The following is a 16,390-nucleotide window of genomic DNA, read 5'->3' as shown; positions in this document are numbered from 1 at the left end:
AGTTTCTATTGGCAACTGTTCCCTTCGAGCCAGTAAACTTTTCCTTCTTTACGAAGGTTAAGGTCGAGGGTTTCGGCGATGACGGACAATGTGGCGTCCACCGGTTCTTTTTCGAAGCGGATCGTAAGCCTGCATTGTGCGATCTTGTCGTTGGAAAGCCGCACGTCCACGTGGTAGCCGTCGCGGATCGAGCTGACGACATCTTGCAGATCGGCCGCATTGAAATCATACACCTGCGTCCGGTAGCCCATCAGATTCATATTGGCTTGGAGGCTGCGGATCGAGTCTTTCAGTACTTCCGCGCTCTGGCCTTTCACAAGTTCGACACGGTGCGCATCTTTGCTCACGCGTACCTTTCCTGTTGCAACATCCACGCGTACAGGAGCTTCGCTGTATGCTTTCACATTAAATGACGTTCCCAAAACCCGTATCTCAGTACCATTTGCCTGAATCACAAACGGATGAGCAGCATCTGGTTTTACATCAAAAAATGCCTCTCCTTGCAGCGAAACCGTTCTGAGATCGCCTTTGAAGTTTTCAGGATAGGTCAATTTAGAATTGTAGTTAAGGAAAACTTTGGTGCCGTCGGGAAGGAGCTGTTCGGTCGTATTGTTGGTGGTAGCAACATTCAGCGACTCCGGCGTTTTATCGGCAATCAGGAAAAACCATCCGAAGGCCATTACCAGAATGGCGATCATTGCGGCTGCCCAGACGGTTACCGGTAACCGGCGTTTCTTCATTTCCGGGCGGAATTCTATGGTTTTTGCTTCGGAAGCCGCCATTGGCGATTTGCCCGCAGCCATTTTACCCTTCATTTTATTCCAAGCTGCATCGGTATCCACCGGAGCACTGCTCTTTTTCATGGAGGCTGTATGGTCCCAGATCAACCGGTAGGCCGCCAGCTCCCGCGCATTGGCTTCCGATTCGGTCAGCCACGCTTCCACATTATTTCTCTCGGACTCCGAAGCGGTGTCGGCCAGGTAGCGTGCCAGCAGTTCCTCCGATATGTTTGCATGAGATGAGTTCATGGTTACGATCCGATTAACTGTTCAACAATGCTACCAAATAACCAAAGTGTAACCGGCAGGTAATCCGCCAGTTCCGTGCGCAGAATTTTCAAAGCTTTCCCTATCTGATTTTCCACCGTTTTAATGGATATTCCCAACTGATCTGCAATTTCCTGATATTTCAACTCTTCAAAACGGCTCAGCCTGAATGCCTTCTGGCATTGCTCCGGCAAAGTGCTCACCGCCCGCTCAATGCGTTCTTCCAGCTCGCTGGCGTGGATAACCTCGGTTACCGAGTCGTACGACCCGCTCGAAAAGTACATGGTATAATCCTTGTGTGCCTCGCGTACCGTGGCGTGTTTGAAGCGGTTGAGGCAGTGATTGTGCACCGCCCGGTACAAATACGATTTCAGCGAAAGTGTGATTTCCAGGTCCTCGCGCTTCTCCCAGATCGTCAGAAACACCGTTTGCACGACTTCTTCCGATTCTTCTTCGTCTTTCAGCATCGTACATGCATAATTGCACAACCTCGGATAATAGGTCCGGAAGGTCTGCTCAAAGGCCTGTTCATCGCCCCGCCGTATCGCGCTGACTATTTCTGGGTCGGAAGAGTGCACCGTTATCTGTTTTTGATTTTCGGTCAAAAATAGATAATCTCTTTCGATTAGCGGTCTCTGATATAGAAGAGCGGTCATTATGGATGTCCTTTGGAGTAAGACAACTTGCCCCCTTAATCCCCCTATAAGAAATTTTATTTTTTTAAATAGGGGGAAAGAGGGGGCCGCTTGTCATAGCGTCAAAACATCTTTTAGCCATGAAACAAACATTCCGTACACTTTCAATTATCCTTGGTATCGCTTCCGTTTTTCAATCTTGTGTGTATATCAATAAGGATGAGGACATTCCGCCGAGAGGTGAAACCACGCGAACTTACGATTTCCGGAATTTCGATGAATTGGAGGTAGGCGATGCAATCCGGGTGAATGTAGTATCAGGCACTGCATTTGAAGTATCGGCCACCGGCGAGCGTAACGACCTCGATGATCTGAACATCTTTGTACAGGACGGCAAACTGACGGCGCGCTACAACAACTCCTGGAAAAAGCGCCAGCGAATGGATATTGACATAACCATGCCAGATTTGGCAGGCGTGGATTTTTCGGGTGCCGTGAATGCCAGGATTGAGGATTTTGTAAACTTGCCAAGTGTCGAGATCGAGCTTTCAGGCGCTTCCCAATGTGATTTTGAGGGAACTGGCACCACATTGAAATTCGACATTAATGGCGCGTCTCGACTCAACACCTTCGGAAAAATGAAGTTCCTGGACGGTGAAGCTTCCGGTGCATCGCAGCTCAATGCATTCGATCTCGAAACCGAAGAGTCCGATCTGGAAGTTTCGGGGGCCAGCCATGCCAAGGTTTGGGTTACACGTTTGTTGGATGTGAAAGCGAGTGGTGCCAGCAATGTCCGTTACCGTGGCAACCCGAAAGTAGAAAAGGAAGTTACTGGTGGCAGTAGTGTCCGCGCGGACTAGGTTCCTCAGGGGATCATTCCATACTTAGCACGGGCCTGCGCTTTGGACATACCATCGAAATGCCACCATTCTGTCGTATTGACTTTGAACCCTCCCTGTGTCATCACTTTTCGCAAAAGCTGGCGGTTTTCAATCTGTTTGGCGGTCAGCTTCCCTTTTTTTAGCATTTCCTGTTCCGAGCGGGGATAGGCCAGCGGGCCAAAAAAATCGAATTTTGTCCCCATATCGAGGGGAATGCCTTTTTCGTCGGTAACGGTGAGGTCGATGGCGCAACCGAAATTATGGTTCGAACCGATTTTTGGATCTGCCACATATTGCGTTTTACTGCGGGCAGGGATTTTCAAATGGTCCAAAGCATTCCAAAGATCGTACTGCGCGGAGTTGGGCCTTGCGGCGTCGTAAACGAGCAACCGGTATCCTGGTTTTGCTTTTTTCAGTAATGCACTGGCTTTGGCAAGCCGTTTGGCCATTTCGGGTTGCAGGTACGCGCGCGTGAGCTCGCCATACACATCACGCCCGATGAAGTTGTCGGTGGTAGAGTATTTCAATTCAACCGAAATATCCGGGTCCATTTTTTGAATATCGACCAGGCCCCGATCCACCATTTTTTGCTCGATGGACGGCAGTGACTTGAATGATTGGGCGGTCGTTTCAAATGCCGCGATACAAGTAAGCAGCAGGTAAAAGGCAGTTTTAAACATAAAAAAATATCCTTGCAAAGGCTGCAAAGATATTCTTTTTGTCGGACCGGGAAGAATGGCTAGTATCGTTTGATATTAATGCTGGTCAGCCCGCCTTCGTAATGCACGATGACTTTTTTCGATGCGGTGTCGAAGTTTGAGGTGCGGTAATAGCCGTTACCTACTTTGTTTAAACCTTCCATGTTTTTCGCATTCAACGCGCCATCCATATGCATTTCGCAGCCCACAGATTCGGGGATTTCGAGCGTTACGGATGCTACACCTGCTTCTATATCGACATTAGCAGTAGGCACTTTGTCGCCGAGACGGATATCCATGTCAGCTACGCCCGTACTTACTTTTAGTTTTTCAACTTTATAATTACTAAAATCAAAATCCCCTTTTCCGGCGCCGATGCCCAGGTCTATACTCCAGACGGGTTTTTCATTCAAATGAATTTTGGCCTGGTTCGAGATTTCCCCGTTTTTGATCTTCACATTGCCTTCTTCCATTTTCAAGGTCACCGACGCGGAGTTATCCAGCTTGTTCACCGAGGTATTCGACCTGAAACCGACCATTGTACTGGTGGTAGCTGCCTCGAAAAGCTTGGCCGTATTGCCATTCAGTGAAAATGACCCTGCACCGCCTTCCAGATTGAAGTTGGCTTTTTGGATAAAATCCTCCATTTCGTAATTGTAGGAGCCATTAATCGGGTTGTTGCGGTCTTTGCTGTAATCGCTGTCTTTATCCTCGTCGTCGTCAGCATCATCGCCATCGTCGTCGTGGTGGAAGCCGTAATCGTGGTCGTCGTTATCGTCGTCATCGTCCCAGCCGAAATTCCAATTATTGCCGTGGTTGTCGAACGCCTGGTGTGTTTTATTCACAACTCCGCCAAAAACAGCCAGTGTAATCAGCAATGCAACGATACCGCCGGAACCGCGCTCCCGGCCTGCGGCAATCAGGATTGCCCCGGCGAGGATGAGCAACACCGGCCAGTAAGGAAGGACGAGGTCCCAGTCGATATTGAGCAGGTTCATACTCCGGAGCAGCCAGATCACCCCAAAAATGACCAGCAAGCCACCCCAAACAATGCCTCTTGAGTTTTTCATGATCTTATATGTTTGATCGGTTAGTATTGTCGGAGTTCAGGAAGTTGCGCAACAGCAGCAATCCGCCGGTTACGATCAGGATAATGGGCCAGAAGAAGCGGCCGAAATCAAAGGCCGTCAGTTCTTCCACCAGGAACAGCGACCCGATGACAATGAGCATTACGCCCCAGAAAATGTTTTTGAAATTCATGGCTTTATAGTTTATGGTACGATTCAGGAAGGTTAGTTGACTTTAATGACGTCGTCGTCACCATTGTCCGGCTTTTTCAGTTCAGGGTCTTCGGGGAAATGAGATTCCGGCGAAGAACTTGGTGAAAACGGTGTGTAAGGCTGCGGATCGGGTCCCGGATCCACCGGTTCAACCGGCGGGGGAGTAGTTGGGTACACCGTCGAATTGTTTTCCTGTACCTTATCGCGTTGGCGAAGTATCAGAAATGCGCCCACGCCAATGAGCACGATGGGCCAGAAGTATTTTTTAAATGACCACCAGAACGGCAGGTCGTCCACCAGCATCAATCCACCGAAAAAGATCAGCACACCGCCAAGGATCATCATCGTCTGATCGGACCTCTTTTTGTCGGACAGCGGATCAGTTGGTTTGGAAGGTTCTGAGCCGAACACATTGTGGGTGGCGTATACTTCCCCGGCGGGGCCGATCGGTAGCACAGCCCAAAGGATGATGTAAAGCAATCCGGTCATCCCAAAGCCGGGAGGCAGTATCGGCAGTGCCATTACGACGAAGATCACGCGGACGATCACGACGTCAATTTGCAGATACTGAGCGATTCCCGCACAAACTCCCCCGAAAACTGCCTGGTCAGGTATACGATGCAATTTCTTTTCCATGATTAGTTTAGTGTTTATTTGTAATCAAAGGTAGTAGGTAATGCAAGATACTGTAAACCGGAAAATTATTATCGGCGAAAGGGCGTGTTAAGCGGATGTTTTTAGTGAGAATGTGATTTAAATGGGTGAAAAACGGCCTTATTGTTCTTCGAGCGCTTCCAGAATGTCCATCATGGAGCCAAAGTCCTTGTAACCGGGACGGATTTCTTCACTTCCGCGCAATGCAATACCGATATTCGGAAGCAGCTCGGTGAGCGCACTGACGGTAAATTCATTGTCGAGCCCGAAGCCTACCAGTACGGGATAATCGGCTTCGATTGCACCAAGCGCCTGCATCCACGACTCGGACAGCTCCGCTTCGTCGTCACTTTCAAGGAGGAAGTGCGTCACTTCGCCTTCATACCGGCTCAGGATCGGTACAATTTCTCCGGCCTCGTAGAGATCGACACTTACCCTTAGCAGCAGCGGCAAACCCAATTCGGTGCGGAGGTAGCTCAGCAAGCCGGGGTCGTTCACCTGCACGGCGTGTACCGGATATTGGGTCAGGGTGCTCATAATGGCCTCCGGATCGGTCTTACCCGTCTCCGCGACGAGCGTCACACCGGCCAGCCAGGAACAGATATCCTCGAATTTTTTGGGGGAAATATAATTGGGAGAATCTTCGTCAATAGAAAAACCAAGCATTTCAACACCCATTCCCGCACAATAGCGCGCGTCGGAGAGGTTGGTAACATTGCTGATTTTTACGGTTTTAGTAAGCATTGAAACAGTACTATGTATGTTAACTATATGTAATCAAGGTCGATATGGAACCTTCTCTTCTTGAAGTAGTCCGCGGAGGCTAACGTCTACATCGAGGTTGTACCAATAGATGCCCGTTTCGGACACTGTATATTGGTCTAAATCGTAATCGTCTGCTTTCTTTAAAAATGGGAAAGAAGATAGCGGTTTCGTAATCACCCGTTTATCGCTTAATATAAACAGTGCCAAATCTAGGTCTCTCGCGAAGCCAAAATGCCGGATTCGCAATCCACTGGTCTGGATAAAACGATCAAGATCATCCGCAATATCGACTACCTGATCGTCATCCGATCCGTTGAGGAGGGCTTGAAGTTTCTTACTTATTAAAGGTATCTTGCCAGGCTTGAATGATTTTTCCATAGTTACAGACGACGATATCTATGATGCTTCTCAACTCCTTCTTTTTGAAACCACGGTTGTAGGAGATTACAATTTCCGGAACCAACACAATTCTGGCTTCACAGTTTGCCTTCTCAACGTGAATGTGAATCGGTTCGTGTTCATTCAAATAGAAGAAAAACCGGAAACCATTAATGTATAACACGGTTGGCATATCAAAATTAGCTAAAAAGTGGCAGAAAAGAACAAAGGCGAAGACTGGTCGCGGATGCGGCCTGTTCTTCGCCAAGGTTGTAATGAAGGAATGTTGAGTCTGCTACTTACTTCGCCGAAAACTTATACTTCGTAGTAGTTTTATAAGTCTCGCCCGGATTCAATGTCGTAGTCGGGAATTGAGGCTGGTTTGGTGAATCGGGGTAGTGTTCGGTTTCGAGGCAGAAGCCGAAACGCTTCGAATAGGTTGCGCCTTTGCCGGTCAGTTTGCCATCGAGGAAGTTGCCGGTGTAGAACTGAACGGCGGGCTCGGTGGTGAAAACTTCCATAACGCGGCCGCTTTCCGGCTCACGTACGGTAGCGAATTGTACCAGACCTTCGCCGCTGCGTTTCAGTACCCAGCAGTGGTCGTAACCTCCGCCGGCTTTGATCTGCTCGTCCTCGGTTTTGTTGATTCCGGCGCTGATTTTGGTAGCCTTGCGGAAATCGAATGGCGTTCCTTCTACGGCGCGTAGTTTGCCGGTAGGGATGAGTGTCGTGTCCACAGGCACGATGCTATCCGATTCGAGCGTCACTTCGTGGTCGAGAATGTCGCGTTTCAGGCCCGTGAGGTTGAAATACGAATGGTTGGTCAGGTTCACCACGGTCGGTTTATCGGTCGTTGCGGTGTAATCGATCGTCAATGCATTCTCGTTATCGAGCGTGTAAACGACTTTTACCGTCAGGTTTCCCGGGTAACCTTCTTCCATATCCTTGCTGGTGTATTCCAGTTGCAACCCTACCACCGAATCTTGCTTGATTTCGGTTGCTTTCCAGATCACTTTGTCGAAACCTTTCGTGCCACCGTGCAGTGCGTTCACGCCATTGTTGATCGCCAGCGAGTATTCCTGGCCATTCAGCTTGAATTTACCCTTCGCAATACGGTTGCCGTAACGGCCTACCAACGCGCCGAAGAACGGGTGACCGCTCAAATAGGGTGCCAGTGAATCGAAACCGAGCACCACATCCGCCCATTGGCCGTTCTTGTCCGGCGCGGTGAGTTTGGTGACGATCCCGCCATAGTTAGTAATGTTGACGGTCATGCCGTTGGCGTTGGTCAGTGTGTAAAGGTCAGCCTGCTGGCCGTCGGGGAGTTGGCCGAAAGCCTCTTTGGAAATGGTACTGATCATTTTTTCTTCGTTCTTGGTTTTTGAGCAACTGAAAATGGCCAGGCCAACCAGTGCGGTGAGTAAAACAGAGATTCTTCTCATGGTCAAAGGTTAAGAGTTTGGTAAATGGTCAGGTTAGGCAAGTGCAACTTCCTCGGTGCCGTCCGTGATTTTCACGCGGTAGCAAGGCAGGTCAATTTTGTATTTTTCAAGATAGGCTTCCTTCATCTTGGCTTCAAAAGCGTCAACACCTTCTTTTTTCACCAGATTAATGGTACAACCTCCAAAACCGCCGCCCATCATCCGGGCGCCCAGTACGGAATCGTCGTCCAATGTCTGCGCCACGAGGAAATCGAGTTCCGGACAGCTTACTTCATATTCATTTTGCAGCCCGAAATGGGTTGCATACATTTTCTTGCCAAAATCGGGGAGGCTACCTTGCACAAGCAGGTCGCAGGCGTCCTGCACGCGCTGGATTTCCTCGGTTATGAACTTGGCGCGACGGTACACCACATCACCCATTTCGTCTTTGTGCTGCTTCACCAATGCCGGGGAGGCATCACGGAGGCTTAGCACCTTAGCGTCATATTGCTGCAAAATGGCGGTTGCCTTTTCGCATTCCTGCCGACGGGTGTTGTATTCCGAGCTGGCCAGTGAATGTTTAACTAATGTATCGCAAAGCACGATCAGGTAGTCGTTCATCGGGAACGGGAAGTACTCGTATTCGAGCGAGCGGCAGTCGAGGCGGATAACCGATTCTTCTTTGCCGAATGCCGAAGCAAACTGGTCCATAATGCCGCATTGCACGCCTACGTATTCATTCTCCGCTTTTTGCGACATTCTTACAATGCTGAAACGGTCGAGGTTCAGGCCGTAAATTTCATTCAATGCAAACAACAGGCAGCATTCCAATGCCGCCGAAGACGAAAGCCCGGCGCCTACCGGCACATTGCCGCCGAATGCCGCCTGAAAACCACCGATTTTCAAACCCTTCTTTTGTATTTGTTCCACAATGCCTATTTGGTAGTGCGGCCACGATTTCTCAGGCTTGGAAAGATCGTCCAATGAAAATGAATAGGTCTGGTCGAGGTCGGCTGCATAGAGGATCACCTGGTCGTCTTCGCGCGGTGCGATGACGAAATACACGGCTTTATCGACACTTGCGGGCAGTACGAAGCCATTGTTATAGTCCGTATGCTCGCCGATGAGGTTAATGCGGCCCGGTGAGCGGAACACGCGCACGACTTCGCGCGTGGCAGTTCCAAATTTCAAAAAATACTTATCCTGGATACCTTCTGCGATATCGGTTTCTGTCAGTAACATGTCAGTTTCGGTCGGTTTAATATCCTTTTACAAGGCTCACTTCATTGGCGATTGCGGCGCCGTTTTGTATGGCAAAAATGTTGTTCAGAAATAAATCTACTTTGCCCATATGCTCATTTTTATGCCCGCCTCCCGTATGTTGGGTTAAAATCACATGGTCCATTTGCCAAAGCGGACTGTCTCCCGGCAGTGGCTCCATCTCGGTAACGTCGAGCACGGCGCCGTCGAGCTTCCCGGATTTCAATGCGTCGATCAGCGCATTTTCGTCAGTAGTACTTCCGCGACCCACGCTAGCATAAACGCTCTGGTCTTTCATGGCAGAAATAAATTCCGCATTCACGAAATGCTGGGCAGTTCCTGGTAACGTGTTGACCACCAGATCGGCATGTGGCAGCTCGTTGAAAAGATCTTCCTTGCTGCGGAGATCGGCTTCCTGCGAGGTGCGCGCCATTAAATGCGTGGTACAGCCTAATCCTTTCAAAATCGCATTCACCGACTGGCCAATCGTTCCGGCACCGAGTATGATCACATTCTGTTTGTACAAAATCTTCAACTCGGCACGCAGCGGTGTTCCGATCCACTCGTTTTTCTGTTTTAAAAGCGTCAGCCGGTCGATGCCGCGGTACAATGCGAGCACGCCGCCCACGATCGATTCAGCGCATGGGCGTGCAAACCAGTCGCCCATATTGGCCGTTTTGATATGATCGGGAATAGCCACCGACGAGTATTGATCGAATCCGGCGGAATCGAGTTGCCAGAATTTCAGATTGGCGGGAATACTTTCAAACCACGCCACCGGCGGGTTGCCCAGGATGTAGTCGGCGTTGGCAAACCAGGATTTAAGTTCCTCATTGCTGGCCGCTTCGGTGCGGAAATGGATCTGATGCTGCGGGGTAAGTGCTTCGCTTAGTTTAGCATTCAGCGAGCCGTCGAGTATGGCGTGGCAGTATATGATCATCTATTGTTTTTGTTTTAAAGAAGCAAGGTAAAATGATTTACCTGTAATATCTGCTAATCAGACGGTGAAATAGGCCTTTGTCCTCCATAATGGAAGCACTTTCAGATCTTTTTCAGGATTTTCCTGGCTCTCGACTGGAACGCGGCCTGTTCATATTCTACCGATTCTTCGAGGAATACGCGCAACTCTGTTCGGATTTCCGGGTAAATTTTGGATAGGTTAAAAAGAATGGTCAGACAAAACGTACGTATAGCAATGGCTATCTGGCGGTTCGAAATGATCCCGAATGCGGCGTCCATCAGCTCGCCATGAAATTCATCGGGGATGCTGATGTCTTGTAAAATACGCGCACTGTTCCGGATCACCGCGTCATGAATATCCGATCGTTTCAACTGGCTCACCAGCACGCCGATGTACGGACGGATCAGCTCCGGACGCTCCCGTGTTGCAATGCTCACGCTGTACGCGGCGCGTTGCGCGAGGTGGTACTCGTCCGATTCGAAGCAATGCATCAGATGCCTGAATGCATCCTCCGAAGTGCAGGCGTACATCGCCACTTCGGTCGCTTTCCGCTTCGACTGGTAGGGGTCGGTCAACAATTCTTCTTTGATATTCATGATTTTGAAAGGTCTAAATGCAAATGCCCCACGTTTCGGCAGGGCATTCGCAGACATTACTTCGGGTTCGGTCAATTATTTGATTTCACCCACCATGTCTTCCGGTTTTACCCATGCATCGAATTCTTCTGGCGTCAGGTAACCCAGCGAAACGGCGGTTTCTTTCAGCGTAGAGCCATTTTTGTGAGCGGTCTGCGCGATTTCGGCAGCTTTATAATAACCGATTTTAGTATTCAATGCAGTAACCAGCATCAGTGAGTTGTTCACGTGCTTCTTGATATTCTCATGCAAAGGCTCGATACCCACCGCGCAATTATCGTTGAACGAAACGCACACATCGCCTATCAAACGGGCAGAATGCAGGAAGTTGTAAGCCATCAGCGGTTTGAAAACGTTCAGTTCGAAGTGGCCGTTGGAACCACCGATGCCGATCGCCACATCGTTACCCATCACCTGAGCAGCTACCATGGTCATGGCTTCGCATTGGGTAGGGTTCACTTTACCCGGCATGATAGAGCTTCCCGGTTCATTATCAGGAATATGGATCTCGCCGATACCCGAACGCGGGCCCGACGATAGCATGCGGATATCGTTACCGATCTTCATCAGACTCACCGCAACGGTTTTCAATGCCCCGTGCGCTTCCACAATTGCGTCATGTGCCCCGAGCGCTTCGAATTTGTTTTCCGCAGTGATAAATGGCAGGCCGGTCAATGCGGCGATGTGACGCGCTACATTTTCGGAATATCCCGGAGGCGTGTTAATGCCTGTTCCTACCGCGGTACCGCCCAATGCCAGTTCCGAAAGGTGCGCCAATGTATTATGAATAGCTCTCAAACCGTGATCGAGTTGCGAAGCATAACCTGAAAACTCCTGGCCTAGCGTCAGTGGTGTAGCGTCCATGAAGTGCGTACGGCCGATTTTGACTACATTTTTAAATGCTTCTGATTTCGCTTTCAGCGTATCACGCAGCTTGGTAATGCCCGGAATGGTCACGTCCACCAGAATTTTGTAGGCCGCAATGTGCATCGCAGTAGGGTAGGTGTCGTTCGACGACTGTGACTTGTTCACATCGTCGTTCGGGTGCAAAAACTTGGTTTTATCAGCCAGGTCGCCGCCTTGCAGCACGTGCCCGCGGTAGGCGATCACCTCGTTGCAGTTCATGTTCGACTGTGTTCCCGAGCCGGTTTGCCACACTACCAATGGAAACTGGTTGTCGAGCTGGCCGGTCAGGACTTCATCGCAAACTTTGCCGATGAGGTCGCTTTTTTCCTGGGGGAGAATGCCGGCTTCGAAGTTGGTGATAGCGGCTGCTTTTTTCAGGTATGCGAAGGCTTTGATGATTTCCTTCGGCATTTTATTGATATCCTGTGCGATAGGAAAGTTCTGGATCGAGCGTTGCGTCTGGGCGCCCCAGTATACATGCGCAGGCACCTGCACTTCGCCCATCGTGTCTTTTTCTATACGGTATTCCATTTTTGAAGTAGAATGATAATGTAAAATGAACAATGTGCGGTAAAGTTAGGATCGGGTTTGCAGTTTCTGGAGTTTTTTATGGATAAATGTTCAGCTCTGAAAAAAGAATGTTTAGATTGACCAGCCTGTATCCTAAACACCGCTTTTATGACACCCAAAATCAATATCTATCCCGACTATGCGCTGATGAGTGCCGCTGCGGCTGAGCGGGTGATCGATCTGATGAACCACAAACCCGAATCGGTCATCTGCTTCCCGTCGGGCAGCAGCCCGAAAGGCATGTTCGACGCATTGGTAACCGCCAACCAGAACGGTCGTGTTGATTTTTCTAAATGCATTTTCATTGGCCTCGACGAATGGATAGGCCTCGGCTCCGGCGACGACGGCAGCTGCCGCGATCTCCTCGACCGTGATTTTCTGAAACCTATCGGCCTCCATGCAGATCAGATTGTCTTTTTCGACGGCAAAGCATTCGACCCGCAGGCCGAATGCGACCGCGTCAATAAGATTGTAGAAGGCCTCGGTGGCCTCGACCTCATTATATTAGGTGTTGGAATGAATGGTCACCTTGCCCTCAACGAGCCCGGCACTTCCTGGAACACCTACGCCCACATTTCGGAGCTCGATACCGTTACGGTTGAAGTAGGGCAGAAGTATTTCAAACAGGCGACCACGCTTACCCGTGGCATTACCGTCGGTATCAGGCACATTCTGGAAGCGCGTTCGGCGATTTTGCTTGCTTCGGGCGGATCAAAAGCGCCGGTTATCCAGCGCGCACTCGCGTTCCCGGTTTCGAAGGACTTCCCGGCGACAGTTTTGCAAAACCATATGAATGCAGAGTTTATACTGGATGCGGACGCTGCGGAGTTGATTTCGTAATGGGTTGTTTGTAAAATGCGCGTTAATGAAATCACTTTTCAGAGCAGCATTTCAACCTCAAAACAGATATTTTATCCTGCCGAAGGACTAATTTCTATCCGCTTCACTGAAATTGCGACGCCATTTCCAGCCGAATGCCCTTCCCGCCTAAATTTGACGCAGTTCTTTGTGAACGCCCGTCAATCGGGGTAATGGTTTTTGCTTTTGGATCCCTCAGCCAAAATCCAGCAAAACAAAAAGGAACCGTGTGCAATTCACGGGCAGTCGTGCTACTGTAAGTATCTGTCCTGACGATTTCAGGACTCGTTTTTACCCTCGCGTCCCATTGCAGCGCCCAGGCGCGGCGAGAAGGGCGGTAAAAATGATACAAGCCAGGAGACTTGCCATTATCCTCAATGGCTTCTCCCTCACGGGTGGGGGGTAGTCAAGTATTGATTTACCACATTTTATTGCAGTACCACAGGCTTCCCGGCTGGTTCGGGGGAACTGTATCTGTTCGTTTCGCAGGGTAGCCTCGCCGTTGCCGCGATAGATGAAGTACCGGCCAACGTCCGCAACAGGCGTTTGCAGGGATGGGAGGGTGTTTTCACAGGGTTTTTATTAACTCTTTAAACACAAAAAAACATGTTGTCACACAATCTTGGCTACCCGCGCGTGGGGAGCCTCCGTGAGCTTAAAAAAGCCAACGAGCAATTCTGGGCGGGTACAATCGACCGCGATGCACTGCAGAAAGTTGCCCGCAAAATCCGTCACCAGAACTGGGAAACGCAGCAGAATGCAGGCATTAGCCTCATTCCTTCCAATGATTTTTCGCTTTACGACCACGTCCTCGACACGTCGCTGATGGTAGGGGCCATTCCCGGGCGTTACCACCAGTTGCTCGACGGTAAATCCAACAAGGAGCTCGATCTCTATTTCGCAATGGCGCGCGGTTACCAGAAGAACGGGCTGGATATCAATGCCATGGAAATGACCAAATGGTTCGACACCAACTACCATTACCTCGTTCCCGAGTTTGTGAAAGACCAGAAATTCAAGCGGTACTCCGACAAGGTTCTGCTGGAATTTGAAGATGCGTTGCAAAAGGGTATTGTTACAAAACCCGTATTACTTGGGCCGGTCACCTATTTGCTTTTGGGTAAAGAAAAAGAAGCCGGGTTCGATCGCATCGATCTGCTGGATAGTCTTTTACCGATTTATATATCAATATTAAAAGAACTCTCGGCTAGGGGTGCCGAATGGGTGCAGCTCGACGAGCCCGGATTGGTATTTGATTTAAATGAAAAGGAAAAACTGGCTTTTCTGAGCGCTTATAGCCAGATCAGGGAGGCGCTTCCGAAGCTGCGTATTTTGGTAACGACGTATTTCGGGCCCCTCGAAGATAACCTGGGAATTGCGACCGCATTACCGGTGGATGCATTGCATTTGGATTTGACACGTGGAGCAGAAACATTACCGCAAATTCTGGTTGATGATTCATTTGTATCATCCACTAAAAAGCTCTCACTCGGTGTTGTCGACGGCCGGAATATCTGGAAAAACGACTACCGCAAGTCGCTGAAATGGATTAAGACGGCGGTAAATGTGCTGGGAGAAGATCGGGTTTTGGTGGCTCCGTCGTCGTCGCTGCTGCATAGCCCGTACGACTTGGAGCTTGAAAAGAATGAAGCGGTACTGACGCCGGAGATCAAAAACTGGCTGGCATTTGCCAAGCAGAAACTGCATGAGGTAACGACATTGGCAAGGCTCACAACGCTTGACTGTTCGAACGATAGTGCATTTCTGGCCAATCAAAAAGCCATTGAAAGCCGCCGCACTTCCGCATTGATCCACAAGCCGGCCGTTAAAGCAAGGGTTAGCGAAGTGAGGGAATCGGATTTTGACCGGCAGAATGCATTTGCAATCCGGCAAGCCATTCAATTGGAAAAACTGAAATTGCCATTATTCCCATCGACTACCATCGGCTCGTTCCCACAAACCGACGAGGTAAGGCAGCTTCGTGCGCAGTTCAAAAAAGGCGCATTGACGTTGGACGAATACGAGACCCGCATTCGTGAAGAGATCGTCGACTCGCTGCGCTGGCAGGAGGAGCTCGGAATAGATGTACTTGTTCACGGGGAATTCGAGCGAAACGATATGGTGGAGTATTTCGGCGAGCAGCTTTCCGGGTTTGTTTTTACCCAAAATGGCTGGGTGCAGAGCTACGGCAGCCGGTGCGTGAAGCCCCCAATCATTTATGGCGACGTGGAACGCGCGGAGCCAATGACGGTGAAATGGTCGGCGTTTGCGCAGGCCAACTCCGCAAAACTGGTAAAAGGCATGCTTACCGGCCCTGTTACGATCCTTCAATGGTCTTTCGTACGTGACGATCAGCCCAGGAAGGATACCACGTTCCAGATTGCGCTCGCGATTCGCGACGAGGTGGTTGATTTGGAAAAGGCGGGCATTAAAGTGATCCAGATCGACGAACCGGCGATCCGAGAAGGCTTGCCGCTGCGGAAACATGCCTGGAAAACCTATTTGAAATGGGCAGTGGACGCATTCCGGTTGAGCGCCGCAGGCGTGGCCGACCAGACGCAGATCCATACGCACATGTGCTATTCGGAGTTCAACGACATTATCGATTCCATCGCGGCGATGGACGCCGACGTGATCACGATCGAAACTTCGCGTTCGCAAATGGAGCTGCTCGACGCATTCGCGCAGTTCAATTATCCGAATGAAATCGGCCCGGGCGTGTACGACATCCATTCGCCCCGCGTGCCGACGGTCGACGAGATGATCCTGTTGCTCGAAAAGGCATTGAAGGTCATTCCGGCGCGGAACCTCTGGGTGAACCCGGACTGCGGATTGAAGACCCGCAAATGGCCGGAAACCGAAGCGGCTTTGCGTAACATGATTTCTGCGGCTAACTTGCTGCGCGAATTGGTCGAAGTCGCGGGGTAGCGACAACCCCTTTCAAGCTAAGGCCAGGGCTCTCCTGGCCTTAGCTTTTTTATCATTAAAATGCCGTTATGTTGACACTTGAAGAAAAAATCATCGCCTCGGAAACACGCGTTTTTAAAACTGTTTTCCCCAATAACACCAATCATTACGATACCCTTTTCGGCGGAACCGCGCTGTCGATGATGGATGAGGTCGCTTTCATTGCAGCAACGCGGTTTTCGAGGTTGAGATGCGTTACCGTTTCGTCGGACCGTATCGATTTTACACATCCGATCCCTGCGGGGACCATTATCGAGCTGGTGGGCCGCGTCGAGACCGTTGGGAACACTAGTATGAAAGTCCGGGTGGATATTTTCGTAGAGAAAATGTACGAGGTGAGCCGGGAAAAGGCAGTGACCGGGATTTTTACGTTTGTGGCACTGGACGAAAATCATAAGCCCACCCGGATTTTACAGGAATAACCCGAATGCTAAGTTTTATTAATATTCAATATTTATATTATATAAAGATTTTT

18 protein-coding genes and 1 riboswitch are annotated in these 16,390 nt (G+C 49.9%); of the genes, 4 read left to right on the top strand and 14 right to left on the bottom strand.

Going from position 1 to position 16,390, the window contains the following annotated elements; translation table 11 throughout:
- Positions 1-5 precede the first annotated feature (5 nt).
- Together ACTJJJ_RS23665 and ACTJJJ_RS23660 are read right to left on the bottom strand one after the other, a co-directional pair.
- Positions 6-1,028 carry a FecR domain-containing protein gene (locus tag ACTJJJ_RS23665; RefSeq protein ID WP_440703210.1) on the bottom strand — a complete coding sequence of 341 codons (1,023 nt, stop codon included), beginning with the start codon at positions 1,026-1,028 and terminating at the stop codon, positions 6-8.
- 2 nt (positions 1,029-1,030) lie between these two features.
- Positions 1,031-1,651, bottom strand: a complete 621-nt coding sequence (locus tag ACTJJJ_RS23660) for an RNA polymerase sigma-70 factor (RefSeq protein ID WP_440703483.1) — start codon at positions 1,649-1,651, stop codon at positions 1,031-1,033.
- Positions 1,652-1,821: 170 nt separating this feature from the next.
- On the opposite strand from ACTJJJ_RS23660, the gene ACTJJJ_RS23655 reads away from it, so the two are divergent.
- Positions 1,822-2,541, top strand: coding sequence for a head GIN domain-containing protein (locus ACTJJJ_RS23655; RefSeq protein WP_440703209.1), 720 nt, complete (start codon positions 1,822-1,824; stop codon positions 2,539-2,541).
- 5 nt (positions 2,542-2,546) lie between these two features.
- Here ACTJJJ_RS23655 and ACTJJJ_RS23650 read toward each other — a convergent pair whose 3' ends face one another.
- The 12 genes from ACTJJJ_RS23650 to fumC form a co-directional block, all read right to left on the bottom strand.
- The gene (locus ACTJJJ_RS23650) at positions 2,547-3,242 is read right to left on the bottom strand and encodes a M15 family metallopeptidase (RefSeq protein ID WP_440703208.1); all 696 of its coding nucleotides are present in this window, start codon (positions 3,240-3,242) and stop codon (positions 2,547-2,549) included.
- Between the two features lie 59 nt (positions 3,243-3,301).
- On the bottom strand, positions 3,302-4,330 hold the full coding sequence (locus tag ACTJJJ_RS23645; RefSeq protein ID WP_440703207.1) for a LiaF transmembrane domain-containing protein: 1,029 nt from the start codon (positions 4,328-4,330) through the stop codon (positions 3,302-3,304).
- A 4-nt stretch (positions 4,331-4,334) separates the two neighbouring features.
- Entirely contained in the window at positions 4,335-4,520 is a 186-nt protein-coding gene (locus ACTJJJ_RS23640; RefSeq protein WP_188936235.1) for a LiaI-LiaF-like domain-containing protein, read from the bottom strand.
- Positions 4,521-4,552: 32 nt separating this feature from the next.
- Complete coding sequence (locus ACTJJJ_RS23635; protein WP_440703206.1) at positions 4,553-5,176, bottom strand: PspC domain-containing protein; 624 nt, start codon at positions 5,174-5,176, stop codon at positions 4,553-4,555.
- A gap of 138 nt (positions 5,177-5,314) precedes the next feature.
- Positions 5,315-5,938, bottom strand: a complete 624-nt coding sequence (locus ACTJJJ_RS23630) for a hypothetical protein (RefSeq protein WP_426291748.1) — start codon at positions 5,936-5,938, stop codon at positions 5,315-5,317.
- Positions 5,939-5,971: 33 nt separating this feature from the next.
- Positions 5,972-6,337, bottom strand: coding sequence for a DUF2442 domain-containing protein (locus ACTJJJ_RS23625; protein ID WP_440703205.1), 366 nt, complete (start codon positions 6,335-6,337; stop codon positions 5,972-5,974).
- Positions 6,294-6,530: a DUF4160 domain-containing protein gene (locus ACTJJJ_RS23620; RefSeq protein ID WP_426291746.1), complete on the bottom strand. Its 237-nt coding sequence runs from the start codon at positions 6,528-6,530 to the stop codon at positions 6,294-6,296. The genes ACTJJJ_RS23625 and ACTJJJ_RS23620 overlap by 44 nt, the downstream gene beginning before the upstream one ends.
- Positions 6,531-6,636: 106 nt before the next feature.
- Positions 6,637-7,779, bottom strand: coding sequence for an aldose epimerase family protein (locus ACTJJJ_RS23615; protein ID WP_440703204.1), 1,143 nt, complete (start codon positions 7,777-7,779; stop codon positions 6,637-6,639).
- A 33-nt stretch (positions 7,780-7,812) separates the two neighbouring features.
- On the bottom strand, positions 7,813-9,000 hold the full coding sequence (gene galK / locus ACTJJJ_RS23610) for a galactokinase (RefSeq protein WP_440703203.1): 1,188 nt from the start codon (positions 8,998-9,000) through the stop codon (positions 7,813-7,815).
- A 16-nt stretch (positions 9,001-9,016) separates the two neighbouring features.
- A complete protein-coding gene (locus ACTJJJ_RS23605) occupies positions 9,017-9,958 on the bottom strand; it encodes a D-2-hydroxyacid dehydrogenase (protein ID WP_188936220.1) in 942 nt (313 codons plus the stop codon).
- Between the two features lie 101 nt (positions 9,959-10,059).
- Complete coding sequence (locus tag ACTJJJ_RS23600; protein WP_440703202.1) at positions 10,060-10,575, bottom strand: hypothetical protein; 516 nt, start codon at positions 10,573-10,575, stop codon at positions 10,060-10,062.
- Between the two features lie 75 nt (positions 10,576-10,650).
- Positions 10,651-12,051 carry a class II fumarate hydratase gene (gene fumC / locus ACTJJJ_RS23595; RefSeq protein WP_440703201.1) on the bottom strand — a complete coding sequence of 467 codons (1,401 nt, stop codon included), beginning with the start codon at positions 12,049-12,051 and terminating at the stop codon, positions 10,651-10,653.
- A 147-nt stretch (positions 12,052-12,198) separates the two neighbouring features.
- Between fumC and ACTJJJ_RS23590 the strand changes: the two genes are divergently transcribed.
- From ACTJJJ_RS23590 to ACTJJJ_RS23580, 3 genes are all read left to right on the top strand, one after another.
- The gene (locus ACTJJJ_RS23590) at positions 12,199-12,930 is read left to right on the top strand and encodes a 6-phosphogluconolactonase (RefSeq protein ID WP_440703200.1); all 732 of its coding nucleotides are present in this window, start codon (positions 12,199-12,201) and stop codon (positions 12,928-12,930) included.
- A 175-nt stretch (positions 12,931-13,105) separates the two neighbouring features.
- Positions 13,106-13,332: riboswitch (cobalamin riboswitch) on the top strand.
- A 222-nt stretch (positions 13,333-13,554) separates the two neighbouring features.
- Positions 13,555-15,876 (top strand): 5-methyltetrahydropteroyltriglutamate--homocysteine S-methyltransferase, encoded by a 2,322-nt coding sequence (metE, locus tag ACTJJJ_RS23585; protein ID WP_440703199.1) that lies wholly within the window; start codon positions 13,555-13,557, stop codon positions 15,874-15,876.
- Positions 15,877-15,947: 71 nt separating this feature from the next.
- Positions 15,948-16,337, top strand: coding sequence for an acyl-CoA thioesterase (locus tag ACTJJJ_RS23580; RefSeq protein ID WP_188937337.1), 390 nt, complete (start codon positions 15,948-15,950; stop codon positions 16,335-16,337).
- Positions 16,338-16,390 lie beyond the last annotated feature (53 nt).

The organism is Dyadobacter sp. 22481, assembly GCF_052044875.1.
GTDB classification, from domain to species: domain Bacteria; phylum Bacteroidota; class Bacteroidia; order Cytophagales; family Spirosomataceae; genus Dyadobacter; species Dyadobacter endophyticus.
The sequence above is the reverse complement of the archived record's forward strand: the minus strand, read 5'-3'. Positions and strand labels throughout refer to the sequence as shown.